The organism is Lysinibacillus sp. K60 (assembly GCF_019731275.1).
In the GTDB taxonomy this organism is placed as follows: Bacteria; Bacillota; Bacilli; order Bacillales_A; family Planococcaceae; genus Lysinibacillus; species Lysinibacillus capsici.
Map to the genome: position 1 here is coordinate 154,460 of NZ_JAASJR010000003.1, position 24,521 is coordinate 178,980.

21 protein-coding genes are annotated in these 24,521 nt (G+C 35.0%); 17 read left to right on the forward strand and 4 right to left on the reverse strand.

Annotation, left to right across the window (positions count from 1 at the left end; all coding sequences use genetic code 11):
- Positions 1–351 precede the first annotated feature (351 nt).
- Entirely contained in the window at positions 352–1,284 is a 933-nt protein-coding gene (locus HCH28_RS08110; protein WP_221680543.1) for an EamA family transporter, read from the forward strand.
- 269 nt (positions 1,285–1,553) lie between these two features.
- Positions 1,554–2,495, forward strand: a complete 942-nt coding sequence (locus tag HCH28_RS08115; RefSeq protein WP_255600979.1) for an alpha/beta fold hydrolase — start codon at positions 1,554–1,556, stop codon at positions 2,493–2,495.
- A 181-nt stretch (positions 2,496–2,676) separates the two neighbouring features.
- Here the strand turns inward: HCH28_RS08115 and HCH28_RS08120 are convergent, their stop codons facing one another.
- The gene (locus HCH28_RS08120) at positions 2,677–3,297 is read right to left on the reverse strand and encodes a flavin reductase family protein (RefSeq protein WP_221680544.1); all 621 of its coding nucleotides are present in this window, start codon (positions 3,295–3,297) and stop codon (positions 2,677–2,679) included.
- Between the two features lie 596 nt (positions 3,298–3,893).
- On the opposite strand from HCH28_RS08120, the gene HCH28_RS08125 reads away from it, so the two are divergent.
- The 4 genes from HCH28_RS08125 to HCH28_RS08140 all read left to right on the forward strand — a co-directional run bounded on the left by HCH28_RS08125 (position 3,894) and on the right by HCH28_RS08140 (position 9,275).
- Positions 3,894–4,721: a helix-turn-helix transcriptional regulator gene (locus HCH28_RS08125; protein WP_221680545.1), complete on the forward strand. Its 828-nt coding sequence runs from the start codon at positions 3,894–3,896 to the stop codon at positions 4,719–4,721.
- Positions 4,722–4,803: 82 nt separating this feature from the next.
- Positions 4,804–5,790 (forward strand): ABC transporter substrate-binding protein, encoded by a 987-nt coding sequence (locus HCH28_RS08130; protein WP_221680546.1) that lies wholly within the window; start codon positions 4,804–4,806, stop codon positions 5,788–5,790.
- Positions 5,791–5,831: 41 nt separating this feature from the next.
- The gene (locus HCH28_RS08135; protein WP_221680547.1) at positions 5,832–6,170 is read left to right on the forward strand and encodes a cupin domain-containing protein; all 339 of its coding nucleotides are present in this window, start codon (positions 5,832–5,834) and stop codon (positions 6,168–6,170) included.
- Positions 6,171–6,803: 633 nt separating this feature from the next.
- Entirely contained in the window at positions 6,804–9,275 is a 2,472-nt protein-coding gene (locus HCH28_RS08140) for an S-layer homology domain-containing protein (RefSeq protein WP_221680548.1), read from the forward strand.
- Positions 9,276–9,465: 190 nt separating this feature from the next.
- On the opposite strand, the gene HCH28_RS08145 is transcribed toward HCH28_RS08140, so the two are convergent.
- Together HCH28_RS08145 and HCH28_RS08150 are read right to left on the reverse strand one after the other, a co-directional pair.
- Entirely contained in the window at positions 9,466–10,593 is a 1,128-nt protein-coding gene (locus HCH28_RS08145; protein WP_221680549.1) for an acyltransferase, read from the reverse strand.
- Between the two features lie 288 nt (positions 10,594–10,881).
- Positions 10,882–11,871 (reverse strand): NADPH:quinone oxidoreductase family protein, encoded by a 990-nt coding sequence (locus tag HCH28_RS08150; RefSeq protein WP_221680876.1) that lies wholly within the window; start codon positions 11,869–11,871, stop codon positions 10,882–10,884.
- A 129-nt stretch (positions 11,872–12,000) separates the two neighbouring features.
- Here HCH28_RS08150 and HCH28_RS08155 point away from each other — a divergent pair, with 129 nt between their 5' ends.
- The 10 genes from HCH28_RS08155 (at position 12,001) to HCH28_RS08200 (ending at position 22,554) form a co-directional block, all read left to right on the forward strand.
- A complete protein-coding gene (locus HCH28_RS08155; RefSeq protein ID WP_221680550.1) occupies positions 12,001–12,588 on the forward strand; it encodes a TetR/AcrR family transcriptional regulator in 588 nt (195 codons plus the stop codon).
- A 375-nt stretch (positions 12,589–12,963) separates the two neighbouring features.
- Entirely contained in the window at positions 12,964–13,869 is a 906-nt protein-coding gene (rocF, locus tag HCH28_RS08160; protein ID WP_221680551.1) for an arginase, read from the forward strand.
- Positions 13,870–14,137: 268 nt separating this feature from the next.
- Entirely contained in the window at positions 14,138–15,565 is a 1,428-nt protein-coding gene (locus tag HCH28_RS08165) for an amino acid permease (protein ID WP_004232450.1), read from the forward strand.
- 204 nt (positions 15,566–15,769) lie between these two features.
- Complete coding sequence (locus HCH28_RS08170) at positions 15,770–16,570, forward strand: DUF817 domain-containing protein (RefSeq protein ID WP_221680552.1); 801 nt, start codon at positions 15,770–15,772, stop codon at positions 16,568–16,570.
- 170 nt (positions 16,571–16,740) lie between these two features.
- Entirely contained in the window at positions 16,741–17,328 is a 588-nt protein-coding gene (locus tag HCH28_RS08175; RefSeq protein WP_221680553.1) for a pyridoxamine 5'-phosphate oxidase family protein, read from the forward strand.
- Positions 17,329–17,549: 221 nt separating this feature from the next.
- Positions 17,550–18,242 (forward strand): VanR-ABDEGLN family response regulator transcription factor, encoded by a 693-nt coding sequence (gene vanR / locus HCH28_RS08180; RefSeq protein ID WP_221680877.1) that lies wholly within the window; start codon positions 17,550–17,552, stop codon positions 18,240–18,242.
- Positions 18,178–19,359: a sensor histidine kinase gene (locus HCH28_RS08185; protein WP_221680554.1), complete on the forward strand. Its 1,182-nt coding sequence runs from the start codon at positions 18,178–18,180 to the stop codon at positions 19,357–19,359. The genes vanR and HCH28_RS08185 overlap by 65 nt, the downstream gene beginning before the upstream one ends.
- Positions 19,360–19,447: 88 nt before the next feature.
- Entirely contained in the window at positions 19,448–20,365 is a 918-nt protein-coding gene (locus HCH28_RS08190; protein WP_221680555.1) for a D-alanyl-D-alanine carboxypeptidase family protein, read from the forward strand.
- Between the two features lie 288 nt (positions 20,366–20,653).
- The gene (locus HCH28_RS08195) at positions 20,654–21,049 is read left to right on the forward strand and encodes a VOC family protein (RefSeq protein WP_221680556.1); all 396 of its coding nucleotides are present in this window, start codon (positions 20,654–20,656) and stop codon (positions 21,047–21,049) included.
- 374 nt (positions 21,050–21,423) lie between these two features.
- On the forward strand, positions 21,424–22,554 hold the full coding sequence (locus HCH28_RS08200; RefSeq protein ID WP_221680557.1) for a CamS family sex pheromone protein: 1,131 nt from the start codon (positions 21,424–21,426) through the stop codon (positions 22,552–22,554).
- A 5-nt stretch (positions 22,555–22,559) separates the two neighbouring features.
- Here the strand turns inward: HCH28_RS08200 and HCH28_RS08205 are convergent, their stop codons facing one another.
- A complete protein-coding gene (locus HCH28_RS08205) occupies positions 22,560–23,027 on the reverse strand; it encodes a hypothetical protein (RefSeq protein ID WP_221680558.1) in 468 nt (155 codons plus the stop codon).
- A 201-nt stretch (positions 23,028–23,228) separates the two neighbouring features.
- On the opposite strand from HCH28_RS08205, the gene HCH28_RS08210 reads away from it, so the two are divergent.
- On the forward strand, positions 23,229–24,491 hold the full coding sequence (locus HCH28_RS08210; RefSeq protein WP_255601037.1) for an NtaA/DmoA family FMN-dependent monooxygenase: 1,263 nt from the start codon (positions 23,229–23,231) through the stop codon (positions 24,489–24,491).
- Positions 24,492–24,521 lie beyond the last annotated feature (30 nt).

Below are 24,521 nucleotides of genomic sequence, written 5' to 3' on the forward strand. Positions count from 1 at the left end.
CATTAAAAATATCTCACTTCTATATTCTTTATAGAGGGGGATGTTTTTTTGATTGGATTATCAGAATAAGATTGATCATGCTGAAGAAAATTGAGAAAAAATATTCAATTTAACATTCTTTATTAATGAAAGATAAAGATAAAAGCCAAGCCCTTGATACATGCGGGTTTTGGCTTTTTTATCATTTTTAAAATTAGACTTTCCTCTACGGGAGGATTCATTATTAACGAAAAAAAGATTGTAAAATAACAATCAGTGATATATATTGGAGATTATGATTTTTTTCGACATCTCAAAATCATAAACAAAATTTCATCAAGACAAGTTTTGAGAGGGAAGTGAATAATCAAGATGTATCTTTATCCCCTATTAGTAGTGATTGCAGCTAGTAGTTTTGGTATCGTTTCAACTATTATAAAACTGGCAATGCGTAGTGGCTTTTCTGTATCTGAGGCAGTTACAAGTCAGTTTTTTATCGGCTTTTGTATAGCAGTATGTATTTCCTTAGTTACAAATCGATCAAATTTTAGCTTTAAAGGTGTTAAAATCCTTCTATTTGCAGGTATGTTAACAGGGTTAACAAATATTTTATATGGTCATTCTTTAAACTTTTTGTCTGCTTCCTTGGCAGTAGTATTACTGTTCCAATTTACATGGATTGGTATGCTTATTTCTTGTATTATAAAACGGCAAGTTCCAAGTAGAATTGAATTCATCTCTTTAATTATATTAGTAGCTGGAACGATACCAGCTGCAGGCATAATTGATGTTGATTTGTCTCAAATACCTTTTCAAGGGTGGTTATGGGGTTTAGCAGCTGCTCTTTGTTACTCCTTATTTTTATATGTAAACGGAAAGACAACAGCAAGTATGACAACCTCTAATCGCTTAGTATTGGTTTCTTTCTTTGCTTTCATGACGACTGCGGCTTTTCAGTCTCCAGAAATTATTTGGAATGGCACTTTGTTTAACGAAGGACTGTGGATTTATGGTTTAGCATTAGGGTTATTTGGCATGATTATACCAGTTTTCTTATTCACAATTGCAGTGCCTAAAGTTGGATTAGGTATGTCATCCATATTGAGTGCTGTTGAATTGCCAATCGCGGTGATGGTATCAGTTATCCTCTTAAGCGAAACGGTTACAACTCTGCAAATAGCAGGTATTGTAACAATTGTTATCGGTATCAGTTTACCAACTTTGCTTGATAAAGATGGATTGTTAAGAAACGTTAAAACTAAATATAAAAAATCCGACAAAGTAGCAAAAGGATCTTCGATTTGAAGATCCTTTTTTCATGTCAATTAAGCAATGTCATAGCAAAAGAATCATTGGGTCCTTTATTTATTTAATGACATACTATTTTTTTGTTCATACCCTGTTCATTTTGTTGTCATAGGCAGTACACCTTCATTGTATAAGCTATCCTTAACGGTTTATGAAAGTAGCCGAGATAGATTGATAGAGAAAAGAGAGTATGAAAGGGAGGTGCGGTACGAGAAGAAAGGAAAACACGGTTATCGCTTGCCGTTCTACACTCTCGTGCCAATATAATGAAAAAAACGATAACCTTTATAAGTAAAATAGTAGTAGGTTTAATTATAGCCATATTACTTTTTTTAGCGGTTGTTTTCCTTGTTCATATTGTTTGTAGCAAAATGGAGCAAGGAAAACTAGAAACTTATGGTCAGTCTGTAACCGTAGATGGGAAAAAAATGAATGTCTTCATTCAGGGAAAAGGAGAAGAAACCGTCGTACTCTTACCTGGTTATGGAACAGCAGCACCAGCACTTGATTTTCAACTACTAGTAGATGAATTATCTCCATTTTACAAAGTTGTGGTCATTGAGCCTTTTGGTTATGGATTAAGTGCTCTTACCGAAAAAGAAAGAAGCACTGAGAATATTGTTAGTGAAATCCATGAAGCATTACAGCGCCTTCATATTGAGCGTTATATTCTAATGGGTCATTCCATTTCAGGCCTTTACGGATTGGATTATGTGAACAAATATCCAAACGAAGTAAGTGCATTTGTCGGGCTTGATAGTAGTGTTCCAACGATAAGTGAAAGAAAGATTGAACCTTTAGTAATAACTACTTTAAAACTACTAAAAAAATCAGGTTTAGCTAGATTGCAGGTGAAGCTTAGTGATGACCCATATACCGAACTACCCTATGATGAGAAAACAAAAGAACAAATGAAAATTCTTAAGCACAAAAATATGTATAATCTCAGCCAGTTAAATGAAGCTGAAATGATGTATGCTAACTTTAAAGCGGCTGAAAGTTTAACATTTCCTAAAAATCTCCCAGTTATTTTCTTTATACAAGAGAACCATCCAGTAACGGACAGATGGACACCAGAGCATAAAAGACAAATAGTCAATTCTATCCATGGGAAAGTGATGACATTTGAAGGGGATCATTACTTATATCGTACAAAAGCAAAAGACATCGTTGAAAACTTTAGAGAATTTATGAAAGAGATAAAGTGACTGTTCTAAGAAAGATTTTACATTTATAAATGGAAAAAAACAGATTTAACTATTGTATTGTATGTGCAGCAAGCATATTATTCTGCACCTAATTATAGGAAGTTTTAACAAATAACCAGGCGCTCAAATGAGAACCTGGTCTTTTTTACTGTTTGTGAACCATATGTTTTAAGCCCCATGTTTAGCTCTCAGAACGGAAGTTATTACCAAGGTTGCTACCCAAACCAAAGTAATGACGAAAATTATAAATGAGTGGACTCCATTTATTTGGATCAATATGATTTTCATCCATAATTATTTCTTCGTGGGCATGTACTTGTGTCATTTGGGTCTCGACGATAGCAAAATTAGGAGAATAATCTGGAATACGTATATGTTTTATCTTTGCTTCGATTTGAATAGGACACTCCATAATTCGAGTAGGAATAACCGTTGTGGACCCAATAGGTGTTAAGCAACTAATATCACATTTCTCTTTTCTAAATGTAAAACCGATCTGTTTCTTAAAATCTGGAACTGGATTTTTTCCTGTGTAAGGAGCTAACTGTTCCACGTTTTCCCATAGAGAGGGGTCTGGGATATTTATGACACATTCAGGATGATGTTCTAAGTTTTCAATTGCCTTTCCTCCAAGACCAATCCCTAAGATAATACAGTCTCCTAATACCCAAGAAGAAGATAAAGGGCTAATATTTACTGTTCCATCCTCATTTAACGTACTTAGTAAAATTACAGGAAATCCATAATATAAAATTTTAGGATTTATTATTTTTGTATTTGGCATTTGTTTCATTATTTTCATTTTTAGTTCCTCCCATAAATGTTTTCACTGTCAGACTTATTGTAAAATATAAACATTTCGACGTTCATCGAAGTGTTGATTACAAAATTGATACTTCAAACTAATAATATTGAGCAAAGAAATTTAAAGTCTCCATATTGCAAAAGTCCTGAGTCCGACGCTTGATCATTTTGTACAAACTTATGAAGTAAAATTGTTATAAATAGTAGCTTTATCTGGGAATCAAAGGTTTACAGAAGCCTTCCACATAAAATCTTTTTCACAAGAAATAGAGATGATTTGCAAGGAATTACTTTTAGGAAGAGGACAAAAGATAGAGAAATGACATGAGTGAGATTGATGGATCGTTCAGGTATAAAAGGGAGGCTCTAATTTAATTGACAATGATAATCGTTATCGATAAGGTGGGGATAGGTGAGAGTCGTCATTCTTACCTTTTCATATTTTTAGTAATGAATATGTTGAAAACTATAATTGAACCCAACTACAGAGGACTACACCTTGAAAAAGCAGTAACTTATTATGTTATTTGCTGTTTGCCGTATGACAAATCATGGTTTTCCAAGCAAACTATTATTGAAATGAGGTATATAAGTATGGAAATCGACGTAAATCAGCTTGCCGAGCATTTAGCAAACACACCTTTCCAAGTAAAAGGAATCTATCGATATTCTAGAAATACAGGTGTACCTTACGCTGATTATACAGATTCTTTTCCAGGATTTGTTTTTCCTCTTTCTGGAAAAATAGAATTTCACTTTAATGGCACCCCTTATATCTTTTCGCCAGGAAAAGTTGTGCACGGGGGAGCGAAGATGAAACTCAATCAAAAAAATTTTGATGATACAAATTGGGAATATATTCTGGTTTTATACAGGATATGTACGGAGAAATTGGCAGAGACAAGCTTTTCACATCAGCATTTTGAATTACCGATAGGACAATCTCCTCGACTAATGGAGTTAATTATGCGTCTATGGCATGTATATAATCAGCGAGGCGGTATATCAATGTTTCAGACCGAAATGCTATTTCGTGATGTACTGAATGAAGCATTATTATGTGTAGCTAATCGACAAAATAGCTGTGAATCATACACTCTATTCGAACGAATAACTACATATATTCATGCAAACTATTATCAAAGCCTTTCCATTACCTCTCTTGCCGAACAATATAACGTCAATCGAAATCGACTAACTTATATATTTAGAAAGCATGCAGGGATGGGTCCAGCAGAATATTTATTAAACTATCGTATAAACATGGCTCAAAAAATGCTATTTACAAGTGATGTGCCTGTACAACAAATTGCGGAAACGGTGGGAATTACTGACCCCTTTTATTTTAGTAGAGTATTCAAGAAGCAATTTGGTATCTCTCCTACTGAATATCGAGATAAGTTCATCAATAATCCATGCTAAGTTCAGCAAGCATCCATTCTCCGCCAAACATGACTTTACTATACTAAGTGTATATCAGAGATTTTATGTTGGAGGAATTTCAATGCAAAAGATTAAAGGACTGTTATTTTTATTGCTATTACTAGCAGGTATATTGGGAGGTTGCCATAAATCACCTGCAGAAAATAAGGCGTTAACTACAGAAGACATATCTTCATCAGCAGTTGATGTAGAAGCAACTGATTGGCCTAGAACAATTAAAGATGCCCTAGATAAAGAATTTGTCATCGAGAAAAAACCAGAAAAAATTGTTTCATTATGGTATTTTTACCCTGAAATTTTAGTTGCATTAGGTGAGCCACCTACAGCTTCTACTGATAAAGAATATTTATCCACTTTGTCTTATTTAAACGGTAAGCTAGATTCAACAGAGGAATTAGGTGATAAATTGTCTCCTAGTATTGAAAAAACGCTATCGATTGGTCCTGATTATATATTAGCAACAGAACATCATGAAAAATTGTATGAATCACTAGAAAAAATTGCCCCAGTCATTACGTTGCAATCTCAGGACATCTACGAAGACTGGCAATATGGACTTCGTACAGTAGCCGAGATTATCGGAAAAGACGATGAGGCGGAAAAAGTAATTGATAAAATGATGAAAGCTATCTCAACAGGACGTGAAGCATTAAAGTCAATTCAAGGAGAGTCAGTAGCACTTATTTTGTCTTGGGATGGAAAAACGTTTAATGTTCTTGGTGAAGATAACCCTGTTTATACACTTGCTTTTGATAAAGAAAAGGGCTTGGGTCTAACACCAGATCAGACATTTAAGGGGAAGAATAACCAATTCGCTGCATTTGAAGGAATCTCAACTATTCAAGCAGACCATATTTTCCTTATTGGTGATATTACAAAAAAGGAAGCATTAATGAATGAGTTAAATCAAAGCAATGTCTGGAATAATATGAATGCCGTAAAAAAAGGGAATATTCATTTAATGGATACTTCCGCTATTACTGGAGGTCCATTAGCTATCGAATATGCTTCGCAAAATATAACAGAAGCCTTACAAAAGGACGAATAATAGGAAAAACCTTTTCCAAAAGTAAATAAGGAGAGATGAATATGCAAGATCAAGTTATCCATATAAATGAGAAATTATCCGAATTAAAAGAGCTTTGGTCACCGAAAATTATTGGCGAAATACACGATTTTCAATTCAAAGTGGTGAAGATTGCTGGGGATTTTATATGGCATGAACATCAAGGGGCTGATAAGGTATTTATTGTGCTCGAAGGGGAGATGTTCATTGCTTTTCGAGATGGCCAGGTGAAAATATCCAAAGGTGAGATGTTTATTGTTCCTGGAGGAGCGGAACACATGCCCTTTGCTGAAAAGGAATGCCATATTATGCTTGTGGAGCCTAAAGTTGCAGTAATGGCAACTGATATAGAGCCTGAATAACCAATGGCGGAAGAGACTGGTATTTTGTTTTTCCAACCAATAAAACAAAGGAGATCGTTTAAGATATGTAAACGATCTCCTTTTGCTGTTCCTAAACTGGTACCTGTGTTATTCATGCATTAGTATTTTCTTCTATGCTATTTTATTTAATCTAATTTTCTTTAAGATGTAGTTCGTCTATAAAAGTAATTGCTTTATTAGAGTGCTAGATGAAATTTTAAAGGAAAAATATTATTATATCAAAAAAACAACAGAAGAAGATTTGAATAAAAATGTAGTTATTTGTAAAACGCATCCAAATGGGTAGTTTTGTCGCACTACGTAATATTATTTCCTTATTTTAGAATTTTTTTATGAAAAGATTCCCTATATAACCAATGCAGTATTAAAATTACCTTATTTTTAGCGTTTATTTATTGGTAATGAAGTTATATTATTGTCTTGTAAAGCAAATTACAGTTTGATTGGGATATTTAATCATGAAAAATTTAGAAGATTGCTTTACATATAATTGGTTGAATTATTATTTGTGGGAACGATTTATACATATTTTTATAATCTTATAATTAAATAGCGCGATAATATTGTTCTCACAGAATAATATAATTTATTAAAATTCTGGAGGAATATACTATGACAAAACAAAACAAAGGTCGTAAATTTTTCGCAACTACAGCTACAGCAGCACTTGTAGCATCAGCAATCGTACCAGTAGCATCAGCTGCTGAATTTCAAGATGCAGCTAGCATTTCATCTTGGGCAAAAGAAGCTGTACAATTTTTAACTGATAAAGGCTACATCCAAGGCGATGAAAAAGGAAACTTCAACCCAGCTGGTACACTTACACGTGCAGAAGCAGCTGAAATTTTATCAAAAGCATTAGATTTAAAAGCTACTGGCACTGAAGATTTTTCTGATGTTAATGAAAATGATTGGTTCTATAATGCAGTACTTGCAACTTCACCAGAATTATTTGATGGTATGGGCAATGGTAAATTTGAGCCTAAAGCTCAATTAACAAGAGAACAAGCTGCTAAAGTTATCGTTCAAGGCTACCAATTAACAGGTAAAGCAGATCTTAGCCAATTTGCAGATGCTTCTGAAGCTTCTAAATGGGCTGTATCTTACTTAGAAACAGCTGTAGAAAATGGTGTAATCAATGGGAAAGGCTCTTTATTAGCACCACAAGATAAAATTAGCCGCGAAGAATTCGCTACAATGGTAAAACGTACGATTGATGCAGTTCAAGAAGTAACACCAGCTGTAGAAGCTGTAAAAGGGCTTAATGCAAAAGAACTTGAAGTGAAATTCAACACAGCTGTTGATGCAAAAGATGCAGCAATCACAACGAAATATGCTGTTGAAGGTGTAGCAATCACTAACGCAGTAGTATCTGAAGACGGTATGACTGTTATTTTAACAACAGATAAAGAAGTAAAATTAACAAATGGTAAAGTAACTGTAAAACCAATTAAAACAAAAGCGGATGCTAAAGTTCTAACTGAAGAGTTTAACAAATTAATCACATTTGCAGATACGACTCCTGTAAGCGTTAATTCTGTAGAAGCGAAAGGCACTACAGCTGTTATCACTTTCGACGAGCCTGTACAAAGTGAAGGAACAATCAGCTTAAATGGTACAGAACTATCAAAAGATCGCTATACTTTATCTGGTAAGAAATTAACAATTACTGGATTAACAGCAGAACAATCTTATAAAGTAGACATTGTTGGTGCAACTGACTTCGCTAATAATATCGCAAATCCTATCGCAGTTAACTTCACAGTTTTGAAAGCAGACGTTGATAATTCAAAACCAACTGTTTCTACAGCAGTGAATGGTACAGAAATTACGTTTGATTTCTCTGAAGAATTAATGAAACAAAATCTTAATGCAGATGCAGAGACTAAAGAATATGCAAAAGTAACAGTAGGATCAACTGTATTCTATTTAACAGATGCTGATATTAAAGATACTGAGGATAAAACTGTATTCACGATTGATGCTAAATCTGCTTTAGGTACAGCTACATTCATTAATACAAACATTAAAGTTGAAGGACAAAAAGATTTAGCTGGTAATGCAGGCGATGCATTTGAGTTCAATGCTATTCTTTCAAAAGATTTAACGCCTGCTACACTTGTAGCTACTGCTACTAAAATGTTAGTAGCTGATGATGTGAATGCTACTACAGACGTTGATGCACTATACCTTACTTTTAGTGAGCCAGTAAAAGTAGACGGAAAATTAACAGTTAAAACACAAAATGGTATTGCTTACACTACTGGAAAAGAAACAGCAGTAAAAGCAGATGCTGGTTTCGATGTAGATGGTAACGGTAAAATCGAGGGTACAGAGAAAAACACTGTAAAAGTTGACATTGATCTAGATAGCAATTCAACATACACTTTCGAGTTATCTGCTAAAGCAGTAACAGATTTAGCTGGCAATGTAACTGCTGATACTGTTACGTTCAATGTAACAACAGGCGTATTTGAAGCTACACCTGAAACACCAACAGATTCATTAGTATTCGGAGCTACTCCAGTTGTTGTAACTGACAATAACGTATTCACAGTTGAGTATGCTAAAGATGTGACTGCAACAGCAACAAATGCTGCTAACTATACACTTGGAGGAAAAGAACTTCCTGCAGGTACGCAACTTCAGTTTGTAGATGGTACTAAGAAAGTAAGATTCACTTTACCAGAAGGTTCTATCACAGCTAATGGTAATTATGTACTTGAAGCTAGCAATGTAGTAGATACAAAAGGTAACACTCTTAAAGGTGGAAAAGTGACAACTCAAGTAGCACTTAAAGAAAATATTGTTCCTGTTGCTACTAAAGTAACTGCAGTAGATAGCAAAACATTTACAGTAGATTTCTCTGAAAATATTGCTGATCAAGCTGCACCAACAGGTGTTACTGTTAAAATTGCAGGATCAACTGTAGAACTTACTTCTATTACAGTAGCTGGTGGTAAACTTACTGCAACAACTAAAGCTGACTATGCATTAACAGACAGCATTGTAGTTGAATTCAAAGCAACAAACTTAGTTGATGCTAATAACAACAAAGTAAAAGACGGTTCAATTGCAAAATAATTAAATCGTTCATTGAAAAGCCCTGTGGAGAGTTCTCTACAGGGCTTTTTTATTAGTATCTTCTTATTAATATGTACCATAGAAGAAACTCTAATTTTTTATACAATTGAGCATAGGTAAATAGGTTCTCAACTAAATACACAGCCAGTTGACGGAAACTAATCGACGACTGGCTGTGCATATTAAACAGCTATTTGTAAGGGAATTTGCTCGGGATAGGACCAAAGGCAATCCAATGGTACTTAAAGAATCTGCCCATCAATAGCACGACCATCCATGGAACGAAGAGGGCAAAAATAAAGCCCCCAATGCTCCAAAGATGATACATAATACTATTACCACCAGTATTTAATTGTCTATAAAGGAAAAGGAAAAATGGATGTAGTAGATAGATGCCAAATGATACTGTTCCCAGATTGATTAAGCCATTTACAACAGCTTGGTTCCATTTATCATAGATCCAGAAAGAAAACTGTAAGAAGACAATACAGGCTGTAAAAGATTGTAGCTGAAAAACTAATTCAAATACGTTGCTGTTCACTAAATAGGATTGGGATGAATAAACAAAGTAATATAAATAAACATTATACATAGTAGAAATTAGCCATATACACCAAAGAAAAAGTATCGTGATTGGAAAATTTTCTTTTTTTACTTGAAGCCATCCTTTGTATTTTTCAAAATAAATTCCTAAAAATGCCCCTGCTAAGAAATATAAGAGATAAGAGAAAGCGATACTCCCTCTATAGGGATACTGCCAAAACTCTGCGTTTAATAGAATAAAGACCCATTGAAGAACAAACCCAATCCAAATTAAATAAGGAGATAGGGCTGGTTTTTTCTTTAAAATATATAGGAATAATGGAAACATAAGATAGAATTGGACGATTATAAATATATAGTATAGATGGGTATATGCTTTGCCTAGCAATAGTTTTTCAAGAAATTCGACACTAAATAGGGAGCGCCAAGTGTCTGCTAAATCATGTGTTCCATAAAATTGCATAGCTGCATAATAAAAAATAGAAAAAACGAGGTAAGGAATGAGTATTTGGGTCACTCTTTTTTTATAAAAATGAATGATAAGCTCCTTTGTTAAATCCTTTTGTATATAATTGTAAAATAATACAAAGCCACTTAAAAAAATAAAAGCAGGGACAGCGAATTTTGGGGCGATATTGAAAAATACATAAAATGGATATAATTTTGAGTCACTAGATAAAGCCGTTACAGGTGTACTAGTAGAATGAATAAGAAGAACAGCTAGAATGGCTAAAGCCCGTGTAATAGCTAATTCATTAATATGTGCTCGCTTCATACGATCATCTCCAAATTATTAATTATAGTATTGAATTCCCATAATACTGCCTACATACTCTATTGGTATGCTTGTTCGTACAAATTTAGACAAGTTTTGTTGCCTAAATTTGTCTAAAGGAAACAGGCTGGGCGTTCATGAGTTACTATAAAGTGCTTATATGTCAGGGAGATGTCAACAATAAAAAAAGCTACCACGCTCGCTATGCGTAGAAGCTTTATGTTGTTATTTGACAACTAGAATTATTTTCTGGGAAATAGAATGGAGAAGGGAGCTTGATGAAACTCCTTATAATGCAACAAGGATTCTACCTCTTGCTTGACCCTTCAGTAAAATAGGTAAAACATCAGGAAGTTGTTGTAGTGTTACTTCTTGCTGAATGAAATCATTAAGGTTGGCTGGTTTGAAATCAGTCGCTAAACGATGCCAAATGTTCAATCGAATGTCCATTGGGCAATAAACAGAATCAACTCCAAGTAAATTTACGCCTCTTAAAATAAAGGGAAATACACTTGTAGGAAGCTGTGTACCTGCTGTTAAACCACTACTTGCAACAGCCCCACCATATTGAATTTGGCTTAATAATGAGGCAAGTGGCTCTCCACCAACAGAATCAACAGCAGCAGCCCATTTTTGTTTTCCTAATGCTCTAATTTTTCCATCATAAACCTCTTCACGATTTACGATTGTAGTAGCTCCGAGTAATTGTAAATATTCATGTTCAGATTCTTTTCCTGTGCTCGCTTCAACTTGATAACCCAGTGTTGAAAGAATAGAGACGGCAAAGCTACCTACACCACCTGTAGCCCCTGTCACAAGAATTTTCCCTTTTTCAGGATGAATACCATTTTCCTCTAACTTTTGAACAGATAATGCAGCTGTAAATCCTGCAGTACCAATTACCATAGCCTCTTTAAGGGAAAGTCCTTTTGGAAGCGGTACAATCCATTGTGCTGGGATGCGGGCATATTCACTAAAGCCACCAAAATGGGAAACACCTATTTCATAGCTAGTTGCAATGACCTCGTCACCAATTTTAAAGCGTGGATCCTCTGAAGAAACAACAGTCCCAGCTAAATCAATACCAGGGACAAAAGGATAAGACGCAACGATTTTACCATCAGGAATAGAGGCAAGACTATCTTTATAATTAATACCTGAATAACTAACTTTAATTAATACCTCACCCTTTGGTAGATCTTCTAAAGTTAATTTGTTCACTTTCACTGTAAATGTATCATCTTTATTGACTACTAGTGCACTAAAATTTTCTGCCATCATCGTAAACGTCCCCCTACAATTTTATTCCATTAAACAGTACCAAAATTATTCTGACCGGTCAATATAAAATTGGATTGTTGCTACTCTTCATGTATAATAACTTCTATCAAGTCATCGGAGGCTCCTATGAAAAAGAAAGAGGAAGAACGTAAAAAACAGATTATGAAAGCAGCCTTTAACGCTGTTTCACAATTAGGTTATGATAAGGTTACACTACAAGACATAGCCAATCATGCCAGTGTCTCAAAAGGGGTAGTTCACTACTACTTTACAAGCAAACAAAACATTTTATTAGAATTACTTGAATCCACTACGAACAAAATCTACAGCTATGAAATACAAGAAATAGGCAAGCATCAAACAGCTATAGACAAGCTTCATGCCTACTTAAATGCTGTATTTGTATCCCCTATAGAAAATAAAAAATTTTATAGCGTTTATTTAGATTTTTTAGCTCAGGCAAATAGCAATGAAGAGTACAAAAGAATTAACTTAAAATTTTATGAGAATTGCTGGGGAATTGGACAAGAAATTATTGAATTAGGAAAAAGAGAAGGGGTCTTTAGTTCAGACGTTGATTCCTTAACCTATGCAAAAATGATGCGGGCAATGATAGACGGTTCATTAATTCAGTGGTTAACATGCGATTTAGAAGAACAACATAAATTTTATAAAGAAACCTGTTTGAATAGTATTGTGCGATTATTAAAATAGGTAATTGAACAGCCTTATTACTATTGTAGTAAGGCTTTTTTTTGCCGTTAAAAAGAAGAATAATTGAATGATTTTGGAAAATAATTATGAACATATTGCATTTATAGATAAAATTACCGTCAAAATTTTCGGAAAAAACTATAAAAAAAGAACAGTTTTAATATTTTGTTTAGTAATTTCTTACAAAAAAACGCATTAAAAAGGGAAAAAATGTTTTTTTATGCAGTGAAATAGCGTTTATGCATTCGTTTATACAAGAAAAAATCTATGTTTTTAATAATTTAAACTGTATAAAAATTTAAAATAATGTCGAGTTGAGTCAATGTTGCAATTTCTTTATACTGTGAAAGTAATTATTGGAGAGGAGAAAACATCATGAATAAAGAAGTGACAATTATTGGGGTGCCCATGGATTTAGGTCAAACAAGAAGAGGCGTAGACATGGGACCAAGTGCTATCAGATATGCAGGGGTAACTGAACGACTTGAGAGCCTTGGTTATTCGATTTATGACGAAGGGGATTTAACTATTGACTTCGTACACGAAGATAAAGACGCAGAAGGAAAGACAAACTTAAAAAATTTAAAAACTGTCACAGAAAGTAACGAGAAGCTAGGCCAAAAAGTAGACCATGAAATTTCTTTAAATCGTTTTCCTTTAGTATTAGGTGGAGATCATAGTATTGCTATTGGAACATTAGCAGGAGTTTCCAAGCATTATGAGAATCTAGGTGTCATTTGGTATGATGCCCATGGCGATTTAAATACTGGTGAAACATCTCCTTCAGGAAATATCCATGGCATGTCTTTAGCTGTAAGCTTGGGCCTTGGACATCCAGCACTTACAAATATCGGAGGCTATGCTCCAAAAGTAAAGCCTGAAAACGTTGTTATTATTGGTGCTCGTGATTTAGATCCAGGAGAAAAAAAGCTTATTAAGGAAATTGGTATTAAAGTATACACGATGCATGAAATTGATCGTTTAGGAATGACGAAAGTGATGTCCGAAACGATTGACTATTTAAAGGAGCGCACAGACGGTGTTCACCTATCATTAGATTTAGATGGACTTGATCCAAATGATGCACCAGGTGTAGGCACGCCAGTAGCAGGTGGTATTAGCTATCGTGAAAGTCATTTGGCTATGGAAATGCTATCAGAAGCAAATATTATTACTTCAGCAGAATTTGTTGAGACAAACCCAGTATTAGATCAATACAATAAAACGGCTATTGCTGCGGTAGCTTTAATCAGCTCACTATTTGGCGATACATTACTTTAAGCCATGATTAGAAGTCATTTGGTATCTCAAAAGGAAGAACTTTTCTTAGAAAATTAGGTCGCGACAACCAACTATAAGAAAATAGCTCTCCCTATAGTAAGTTTACAATACAATTTAGCTATTCAATAGCCTTTATTTTGTCAGAAAATTGACAGTTCATAAAATATATAAAACAGTTTATCTATTAACATTCAAATTTTAGATTGTTATCTGTTTTGTACGAAAAAAAGAAAGTGCTTACACAGATAATGAATGTAAGGAGTTTTTTATGGCAGCAGAACAATATGAATTAAAAAGAAGTATGAAAGCAAGACACTTATTTATGATTTCACTTGGCGGATGTATTGGAACTGGTTTCTTTCTTGGATCAGGCTACACGATTAACCAAGCTGGGCCAACTGGTGCCATCCTAGCTTACTTAGTAGGCGGAGCAGTTATGTATTTAACAATGCTATGTTTGGGTGAATTGTCTGTTGCTATGCCGGTATCAGGTTCATTCCAAACGTACACAACGAAATTTATCGGTCCTGCTACTGGTTTTGCCGTTGGATGGCTATACTGGCTAGGTTGGGCAGTAACTGTTGCTCTTGAGTTTTTAGGGGCTGGACAACTAATGCAAAGATGGTTTCCTGATTCACCAGTATGGATGTGGTGCCTAATATTTGCAGCACTACTCTTTGTATTGAATGGTTTATCAGCAAAAGCATTTGGTGAAGCAGAATTTGTCTTCTCCAGCATTAAGATATTGGCAATTATTATGTTCCTTGCGGTTGGTGGAGCAGCTATGTTTGGGCTAATCGATATGAAAGATGGAACAAATGCCCCTTTCCTTACTCATTTTTATGAGGGTGGATTGTTTCCTAATGGTGTAACAGCACTGCTTATTACAATGATTACCGTGAATTTTTCATTCCAGGGTACAGAATTGATTGGTATTGCTGCTGGGGAGAGTGAAAATCCTGAAAAGACTATCCCTAAATCTATTAAGCAAACTGTTTGGCGTACGCTGTTCTTCTTTGTGTTATCCGTATTTGTACTTGCAGCAATGATACCAATGGATAAAGCAGGGGTGGTGGAAAGTCCATTTGTAGTCGTATTAGATAGCATTGGTATTCCATATGCAGCAGATATTATGAATTTTGTTATCCTAACAGCCTTATTATCTGTCGCAAACTCTGGTCTTTATGCTGCAACACGTATGCTGTTCTCACTATCTGTCGAAAAGATGGCAAGTCCCGTTTTAGGGAAAGTTAATAAAAGAGGTATTCCAATGAATGCGTTATTAATCACACTCGCTGTAGCAGGTCTGTCATTACTGTCAAGTGTATTTGCTGCTAATACAGTCTTTGTGTGGTTATTATCTCTAGCAGGCTTAGGTGCACAAATTGGTTGGATTGCGATTACAGCATCTCAAATTGCATTTAGACGCTCCTATATACGCCAAGGAGGAAAAGTAGAGGATTTAAAATTCAAAGCGCCATTGTATCCAGTAATCCCTATTTTAGGTTTATTAGCGAACTGTATTGTTATGGCAAGCTTGGCTTTTGATCCAGCTCAACGTTTAGCACTCTACTGTGGTGGAGCATTCTTCATTGGTTGTTATATCGTTTATTATTTAAAAGTGAAAAAAGTGACAAACCTAGAAATAAACCAACAAGAAGTCCAATTAAAATTAAATCAAAAAATATATCTTTAATATCCAAGAGTAGCCACTTATATGGCTACTCTTTTCTTTATAGATAAGCAACAGCAAAGACGTATTTAACAAGGAATTGTTCCAGTGTTAAGAGAAAAAATTTATTGTTTTTCGATAAAAAAATATTGAAATAAGATAATTTATCGTTTATTCTTCATACAAGAAGCAATTAAATAATTGAACAAGTTTATTTGAGGTGGATTCATGTTGAAGAATTTTATTAAAAACTTAGGAGTCTTTACGTATCATCAATCATTATCGTGTATTTTTCCTGTTGTGATATTTGCTACACTTGCACTATCTAAAGCCATTCAAATACCTGGGGTAGGAAGATATGACTTTATTCTGGCAATCTGTCTATTGACTCAGTACTTGATGTATAAATTTGGTTTAGAAACAAAGGATGAAATAAAAGTCATTTGCTTGTTTCACATTATTGGGCTCGTGCTCGAATTATATAAAGTGAATTTCAATTCATGGTCATATCCTGAAGAGGCGTGGACAAAAATAGGGGGTGTGCCTTTATATAGTGGATTTATGTATGCGAGTGTGGCAAGTTATATTTGCCAAGCCTGGCGTAGGTTTGATTTAAAAATTGTAAGTTGGCCAAAAAGTTATGTAGCTATTCCACTTGGAGCCGTAATCTACTTGAATTTTTTCACACACCATTTTATTTATGATTTTAGATGGCTGTTAATGGCACTACTATTTATTGTGTTTTATCGTACTATTGTAAAATTTACAGTACGGAACAAAATCTTTAAAATGCCCATCGTTGCATCGTTCTTTTTGATTGGCTTTTTCATTTGGATTGCTGAAAATATTGCAACGTTCTTTGGAGCATGGTCATATCCGAATCAAGAGGTGTCTTGGTCGATTGTTCATTTTGGTAAAATCAGTTCATGGTTTTTACTTGTAGTCATTAGCATTATGATTGTTGCACAACTTAAACTATTCTATCGTGATGTAGGTGAAAATTTGGAGAAGAAATCATTCAATATATGACATTCATTTGTAGAACTAGAGAATTACAAAGCGTCTAAGAAAGATAGTATGGGCTTCTGATAAACTAGTATTTTTTTACCTTGTACCCATGTCCTTTCATCAAACTGTCCCTTTTTTAGCGTGCAACACTGCTGTAGACTCCTTTTTAGAAGAGGATAGGGGGAAATAGGATGGTAACAGATATTCGAATGAAAAAACGAGCTTGTACAGATGAAATGCAAATTAAGCAATTTTTAGAAGGTGCACAAACTGCATTTCTTGGTTTAGTGGATCAACATATGCCATATGTTATTCCGCTAAATTATGTCTACAAAGATGGAAGCTTTTATTTCCATGGTGCCAACGAGGGAAGAAAAATAGAGATTTTAACAACCAATCAAAATGCATGTATTACAATAAGTGAAAATTATGGAACTACGGTAGACCCTATTCCTGCTAAGACTGATACTGCTTATATGAGTGTAGTTGCAAATGGTTTAGTGGAAATTGTTACAGATTTAAATGAAGCTACTGCTGCGATGCAGGCAATGCTTGATAAATATGTGCCAAATTATTACCAAGCACCTTTATCAAAAAAGCATATCGAAAAATATCAATCATCTTTAGGGAGTGCGACCCTTATTCTGAAAGTGAAACCGAGCAGTATAACTGCAAAGGAGAATAAATTAAATAAACAAATGCTATATTACGCAGGCAGAGTGGTGACACAGGATATGAGTCAAAAATCTACTGCTACAGCAAACAATCCAACAAATTAATTATCGGAAAAATGTAAGGCTTGGGATTTTACCTAAGCCTATTTTTGATGTAGTTATAGTTCATTATGAAACTATCTATGAGTTTGCTAACATAAACCTATCAAAAGTAGAGTTGGAAAGATGTTTTCATCTAACTACCTTAATAATAGATATAGTCATGCGTAAGTGCTATAATCCCAGTGAAAAATCATTGGAAAACAAGTGGGAAGAAGGAGAGGGCAATACGGTTGAATATTTTAGTTGTTGACGATGAAAAGGAAATTGCAGATTTAATAGAACTTTACTTAAAAAATGAAAACTATCATGTATTTAAGTTTTATACAGCTCAAGAGGCTTTGGCATGTATTGAGCATGAGAAAGTAGATTTAGCTGTTCTGGATATTATGATGCCTGATATAGATGGCTTTACTATTTTACGAAAAATCCGAGAAACATTGAATTTTCCAGTGATAATGCTTACGGCAAAGGAAGAAGAAATCGATAAAATAAATGGCTTTTCTCTGGGAGCAGATGATTATATAACAAAGCCATTTCGTCCATTAGAGTTGGTTGCTCGTGTAAAGGCACAAATACGAAGATTTACTTTCTACAACCAAGGTTCGAAGCAGCAAGAAGATATCATTGATTTTGCTGGCTTGGTGATTAATAAAAACACACGACAAGTCTTTTTAAATGAAAGGCCCATATCCCTTACACCTACGGAATTCGCTATTCTTTGGTATTTATGCGCAAATCGAGGGACAGTTATTAGCTCAGAGCAATTATTCCAAGAAATTTGGGGGGAAAAGTACTTTAGCAGCAATAACACGGTAATGGTTCACATTCGACATTTACGGGAAAAAATGAAGGATGCTGCGGAGAACCCAAAGTATATTAAAACGGTTTGGGGAGTGGGGTATACCATTGAAAAATGAGTTTGGCAAACTGAAAAGGAAAATGGTTTTACAAATTATTTCTATACTTGTCATCGCTAGCATCATAGGCCTTTTTATCAATTTTGCATTTATTGATGGGGTCTTACAAGCTCCCTTTGCAGATGCTTTTATTGCTTTTTGTGAAAATGTCTTGCAGCTTGATTATTATGCTGCAAGCAATGCCTATCATGTGTTATTTCGACAAAATAAATCGCTTTGGCTAGCGATAGGATTTATTTTATTATTATTGATTATTTTCTATATCGCCTCGTCTCGATTTACCCGATATTTTCATCAAATTAGTTCAAGTATTACCATGCTTGCAGATGAGTCAGGAAAGGAAATTGAGCTCCCAGCCGAACTCGATTTTTTGGAGAAAAAATTAAATAACGTGAAATATAAATTAGAAAAGCGTGCAAGGGATGCGCAAGAAGCTGAGCAACGAAAGAATGATTTAGTTGTCTATTTAGCGCATGATATTAAAACACCCTTAACATCCATTATTGGCTACTTAAGTCTTTTAGATGAAGCGAGGGATATGCCTGTAGAGCAGAAAGAAAAATATGTGACGATTACATTAGAAAAAGCTTATAGACTGGAACAACTAATCAATGAATTTTTTGAAATAACCAGATTTAATTTACAATCCATCATTTTAGAGAAAGATTCTATTCCTTTACATCATATGTTAATGCAAGTGGCCGACGAGTTTTATCCATTGCTCGCACCAAAGGGTCAAAAAGCCATCGTCAAATTAGATGAAGCTATTACTATCTATGCAGACGGTAATAAATTAGCAAGGGTATTTAATAATATTTTAAAAAATGCAATTGCCTACAGTGATCCGAATAGTACAATTGAAATTAGTGCGCAAAGCGAAAATAATCAGACATTTATTTCGTTTACGAATACAGGGAAGACGATCCCTCCTGAAAAATTAAAAATGATATTTGAAAAGTTTTACCGCTTAGATAGTGCAAGGTCTACCCAAACAGGAGGTGCTGGGCTTGGTTTAGCCATTTCTAATGAAATTGTACAGGCCCATGGCGGAACGATTACCGCAACTTCTAGTAATGATACAACCGTATTCACCGTGATGATTCCAACCAATTCTTAAGAAACCTTAAGAATTCACTAATAGTAAATTAAAAATAAGCTCCTTTTTTTATGGTTGAATAAAAGCATAAAGAGAAGGAGTTGTTTTTATGTTCAAGAGAAAAGGTATTTTGAGTTTATTGTTCTTATTCATGATGATATTTATTTATTTTCAATTGAAAGAATCGCCAATGACTTTACGTCAGGAAACAGATCAAGCATCAAAAGTAGTTCAAACAGCCAGTCAGCATATGCTCGATTTTGATTTATACAGTTCGAATGCAATTTTAGTGAATTTGGATGAAAATCAAATTCTCTTAGATAAAAAAAGTGAGGAAAAGATTTATCCTGCTTCTTTGACAAAAATGATGACGGTTCTAGTCGCGATTGAGCAGATATCCAATTTACAAGAAGAAATCATTTTACCTAAACATATCTTTCAGGATTTATTAGAGGAAAATGCGTCAGTGGCGGGCTTTCTCCCAAATGAAAAGCTGACAGTAGAAGATTTGTTGTATGGCTCTATGTTGCCATCAGGTGCAGAGGCATCACTAGGTTTAGCTGAATATGTTGCCGGGTCAGAACGTGGATTCGTGAAACTGATGAACGAAAAGGCGCAGCAACTAGGCATGAAAAATACGCACTTTGTGAATACAACTGGACTGCACCATTCAGATCATTATACAACTGTAAAGGATATGTCTTTACTTTTACAATACGCCTTAACAAACGATGATTTTCGAAATGTTTATACAGCAGAAAGATATTCTATAAAATCAACAAACCTTCATCCTGAAGGCATTACTTTTACCAGTCGCATGTTTCAACATATGACATCAAGTGCATTGCCAGGAGGGGAATTTTTAGGTGGAAAAACTGGCTATACAGAAGATGCAGGCTTATGTTTAGCAAGCTTAGCTCTTATAAATGGACAAGAATATGTGCTAGTGACAGTAGGAGCGGACGGTAGCCCTAGAACGGAGCAATATAATATTACCGATGCCATTTCGGTTTTTAGTCAATTATAACTTCATTACTAAATTGCTAGCCCCTAATAGAGTGTGATTGGAGAATATTTCATTTTCTAATCACACATTTTTTTGTAGTTATAATAATTCTCTATAAACCAACTTGTTGTTGGTATTGCAGAAATAAAGATGCCTCTGACAGTCGTTTAAAGGAGTAGTATCTGATTTATTGTGGAATCATTCGAATCGGAAGGTACATTAATAGATAGATGATTTATTAATTTTAATTTTCAGAAAAATGATATATAGTAAATATGATCAAATACATTCATCTTTAAGGAGGATACTATGGGGAGATTAGTTCATTTTGAAATTCATGTAAGTGATATGGAGCGGGCAAAGGATTTTTATGGGGAAGTTTTTGGATGGTCATTTCAGGACTGGAGTGAATATGCAGGAATGCCTTACTTCGGTGCTGTGACAGGTGAAGATGATGAACTTGGGATTAACGGTGCTTTAATGCAACGTCAAGGTCCTTCACCAGAAACAAACCAAGCGTTGAATGGCTTTGCTTGTACGATGGGTGTTGAAAGTTATGATGTAACGGAAGCAAAAATTCTTGAAAACGGGGGCAAAGTAGCCATGCCAAAGTACGCACTACCAGGAATGGCATGGCAAGGCTACTATCTTGATACGGAAGGCAATGTATTTGGTATTCACCAGCCCGATAAAAATGCCAAATAGTATTGAGGGGGGAAATCCGCTCTAAAAGAGTTGAGAGCCGCTCCAAAGAAGTGGGAATCCGCTCCTAAAAGTGTGAGAGCCGCTCCAAAGAAGCGAGAACCCGCTCCTAAAAGTGTGAGAGTCGCTCCAAAGAAGCGGGAACTCGCTCTTAAAGAGTTGAGAGCCGCTCCAAAGTAGTGAAAAACCCACTCATAAGTTGAAAAAACTATAAAGCAGTAAGACCTATGTTCGAGAAAACGAGCATAGGTCTTTTTTGATCATCCGATAGGTAAATGTGGAGATTTGTAAATATGTAATGTTTTATTTTGGTAAATTTGGTATCGTTAAATGAGGTAAGTTATCAAATGATACATAATATGCAAGGAGAAATAGCAATGAAAAAAAGAAGGCGTATGTTATTTTTATTCGCACCAATATTGATTTTAGCATCTTGTAGTAGTGAGGACGAAAGTGTTACTGCTAATGAGAAAAAGTATATTTCATCGATTCAGAAAAAGGAAGTATATGAGATTCAACAGCCTGCAAAAGTCAATATTGCTAGAGGTTCATTTATCAAAAATATGAATAATGCTTTAAATATTAATGAAATAGAAAGAGGACTCATGAATTTATCGGTGAATCATTTCTCAACAGACAAGTTTTATATGCAGCAAGGCCAATATTTAGAAGAGAAAACGATCAACCAATGGTTAAGTAGAAAGACAGAGGAAGGTATTGGGTTAAATCCAGCCATTGAAACTAGAAGTGACAATGTACTAGAGGATGAAAAAAAGTATCCTTTGATTCTCTCACATGTGTTAGAACAAAATTTTATTAATAAGGAAAATAACAAAGTAGAGGGGCTGTCAATCGCCATCTCATTAAATGAGTTTTATGATATACGAGTTTCCGATGCCAATGGTTTAATTTACACAGGCCAAGTGAAAGTAGACCAAAATGATGATGATATCAACGACGTTAAAAATTACGGTAAGGAAGTAGCTAAAAGGATTCTTGAGGATATTAGAAAAAATGAAAAATATCCGAGAGTTCCTATTTATTTAACTTTATATCAAGAATCTAATATAAACGATATTATTCCGGGCATATTTTTAGCTGAAACCTTTATACCTAAAGATGCAGATACCATAACAAAATGGCTTGATATAGATAAAAAGCATTATGTATTCCCATCAGATGCTTTATATAGTTTGGACCAAAATATGTATAATAAATTATTAATTTTTAAAGAGGATATTCAAGGTGGATTTAAACATTTAAATCCTAAAATCATGGGAAAACTTCGTTATGAAGATGGTAAATTAACAGATATTAATCTAGAAATACATGTACCACTGGTTAACGATATTGAATTAATTGGCTTGTTACAGCTCACTAGTACAAAAATAAATACAATTTTATTTGACTATATCCCCATTACCATTCGGGTAATCGATCAGAAGCAGGATGTTGGAATTGTTCTCTGGGACCCAACGGAAAAACAAATTTTTGCATCACCTATTTGAATATTTTAAATTTCGTAACTTGTATTTATATCGACTGTAATTGAAGAACCATCATTATTATCAAATTTCATGAACCATTGACCAGCTTGGCTTGCATCCAACTCGTAAGTTGAAGTCAATGATTGTCCAGATTTAATGATCTCTCCGTCTATCCAAACCGTTCCATTAGGTGCAGTTAATATAAACCTAATAGATTGTGAGCTGTTATTTTTCACATAAATTTGAATTGTAGCAGTGCCATTACTAGGCGCTTTAAAATTAAAGCTCATCGAACCCTGACCAGTTGGAAAGGTAGAAGACGTTGTAAGAAGAGAATCACTTTTTTCAGCTGTGAGGGTAGAATGAGATTTCTCAGCAGAAGCACCAAGGTTTGGCGGAATAGATGATTTGTGTATAGGATCTTCTATAAAAGATGCTCCACCAATTGGAAATATTAAAAGAGTAACTATAAATAAAGAGGCAAATTTTCTCATGATTCCTCCGCTTAAATATTATTAAATTATCTCAATAATACCTTTATTTAACTTTGTAGTAAATATTATTTTGTATATGCATTTTTCATTTGTAAAGTGTATTTTATTGCAATCTCTGCCACGAATAATTATTATGAAAATGATAATCATTATCAATTATAGAGGAGGAGAGTAGCAGTGAAAAGACACCTTATTATTGGAATGCATTTAGCTGTTTACGGGAATCATGGCAAACAGGGCGCCTTGATAGACGAACATATTGCATTTGCGCAGCGTGCTGAGGCAGCGAAATTAGATTTTGTATTTAAAGCGGATTATTTAATAGCTCATCCAGAATTAATGGCTAAAATGAAAGGAACAGTTGGCTTAGATCCTAGCTTTTTAATGGCGATGGTGGCAAGAGAAACGAAACAGATTGGCTTAGTAACAACGATTTCCACATCCTTTACGCCACCTTATCTGATTGCGCGTCAATTGCAGTCCTTAAATTGGATTAGCGAAGGACGAGTTGGATGGAATATCGTCACCTCTATAGATGGCGCCCATAATTTCAGCAATGAGCCCATGCCTTCTTCCGAGGAGCGTTATGCTAAAGCTGCAGAATGTACAGCGGTGGTCAAGCAGCTATGGCATAGTCATCCCTATGAAACATTAGAAATGGATGGAAAATTAGAGAAAATAATAGAGCTTGTTAAGCCAATTGAACATGAGGGCGAATTTTTCCATATAAAGGGTCCCCTAAATCTACCTATGCATCCAGCAGGAGAGATTCCGCTCTTCCAAGCAGGTGCGTCGGATGTTGGGCGGCGATTTGCGGCTACGGTTTCCAATGCGATTTTTGCGGCTACACCAGCCATGGAGGTGGGTATTGAGATGCGTAATGATTTACGTCAGCAGGCTATAGAAGTAGGTCGTTCAGCCGACGATATTCGCTTATTACCTGGACTCTATTTCTTTATAGGGGATACATATGAAGAAGCACTCGAAATGCACCGACAAGCATATGCACATTTAACACTTGAGCGACGCTACAGAGCTTTAGAATCTGTGATTGGTATGGATGTTCGTCATTTGGCACTTGAAGATCAGGTAACGGTTGATATGCTGCCATCAAAGAATCAACAAGTACGTAGTAAAACACATGCAGAATTGGTACGTCGTTATATTATAAACAATGAACCAACTGTCGCAGTATTGTTAGCACGTCCAGAGGTAATTGGCTCAGCCCACCTTGTAGCAATCGGTACACCACAGGATATTGTCGATCAAATCGTTACTTTTTATGAAGAGGGTGCATTGGATGGCTTTATTGCCATACCAGGTGGACCTGCGAAATCTTTGGATTTGTTCTTTAGCGACGTTATTCCCATGTTAGTAGAGCGGGGGCTATTCAGAGCTGAATATGAAGGTAGCACATTACGTTCCCATTTAGGCTTAGATGTGCGATCCCCCATTAATAGCTGAAAAAGGGCAAGCCATAAGCTTTGCCCTTTT

Coding starts and splice junctions, on each gene's coding strand:
- HCH28_RS08110 (WP_221680543.1), top strand. CDS start 352: ATGTATCTTTATCCCCTATTAGTAGTGATTGCAGCTAGTAGTTTTGGT.
- HCH28_RS08115 (WP_255600979.1), top strand. CDS start 1,554: ATGAAAAAAACGATAACCTTTATAAGTAAAATAGTAGTAGGTTTAATT.
- HCH28_RS08120 (WP_221680544.1), bottom strand. CDS start 3,297: ATGAAAATAATGAAACAAATGCCAAATACAAAAATAATAAATCCTAAA.
- HCH28_RS08125 (WP_221680545.1), top strand. CDS start 3,894: ATGGAAATCGACGTAAATCAGCTTGCCGAGCATTTAGCAAACACACCT.
- HCH28_RS08130 (WP_221680546.1), top strand. CDS start 4,804: ATGCAAAAGATTAAAGGACTGTTATTTTTATTGCTATTACTAGCAGGT.
- HCH28_RS08135 (WP_221680547.1), top strand. CDS start 5,832: ATGCAAGATCAAGTTATCCATATAAATGAGAAATTATCCGAATTAAAA.
- HCH28_RS08140 (WP_221680548.1), top strand. CDS start 6,804: ATGACAAAACAAAACAAAGGTCGTAAATTTTTCGCAACTACAGCTACA.
- HCH28_RS08145 (WP_221680549.1), bottom strand. CDS start 10,593: ATGAAGCGAGCACATATTAATGAATTAGCTATTACACGGGCTTTAGCC.
- HCH28_RS08150 (WP_221680876.1), bottom strand. CDS start 11,871: ATGGCAGAAAATTTTAGTGCACTAGTAGTCAATAAAGATGATACATTT.
- HCH28_RS08155 (WP_221680550.1), top strand. CDS start 12,001: ATGAAAAAGAAAGAGGAAGAACGTAAAAAACAGATTATGAAAGCAGCC.
- rocF (WP_221680551.1), top strand. CDS start 12,964: ATGAATAAAGAAGTGACAATTATTGGGGTGCCCATGGATTTAGGTCAA.
- HCH28_RS08165 (WP_004232450.1), top strand. CDS start 14,138: ATGGCAGCAGAACAATATGAATTAAAAAGAAGTATGAAAGCAAGACAC.
- HCH28_RS08170 (WP_221680552.1), top strand. CDS start 15,770: ATGTTGAAGAATTTTATTAAAAACTTAGGAGTCTTTACGTATCATCAA.
- HCH28_RS08175 (WP_221680553.1), top strand. CDS start 16,741: ATGGTAACAGATATTCGAATGAAAAAACGAGCTTGTACAGATGAAATG.
- HCH28_RS08185 (WP_221680554.1), top strand. CDS start 18,178: ATGCTGCGGAGAACCCAAAGTATATTAAAACGGTTTGGGGAGTGGGGT.
- HCH28_RS08190 (WP_221680555.1), top strand. CDS start 19,448: ATGTTCAAGAGAAAAGGTATTTTGAGTTTATTGTTCTTATTCATGATG.
- HCH28_RS08195 (WP_221680556.1), top strand. CDS start 20,654: ATGGGGAGATTAGTTCATTTTGAAATTCATGTAAGTGATATGGAGCGG.
- HCH28_RS08200 (WP_221680557.1), top strand. CDS start 21,424: ATGAAAAAAAGAAGGCGTATGTTATTTTTATTCGCACCAATATTGATT.
- HCH28_RS08205 (WP_221680558.1), bottom strand. CDS start 23,027: ATGAGAAAATTTGCCTCTTTATTTATAGTTACTCTTTTAATATTTCCA.
- HCH28_RS08210 (WP_255601037.1), top strand. CDS start 23,229: ATGCATTTAGCTGTTTACGGGAATCATGGCAAACAGGGCGCCTTGATA.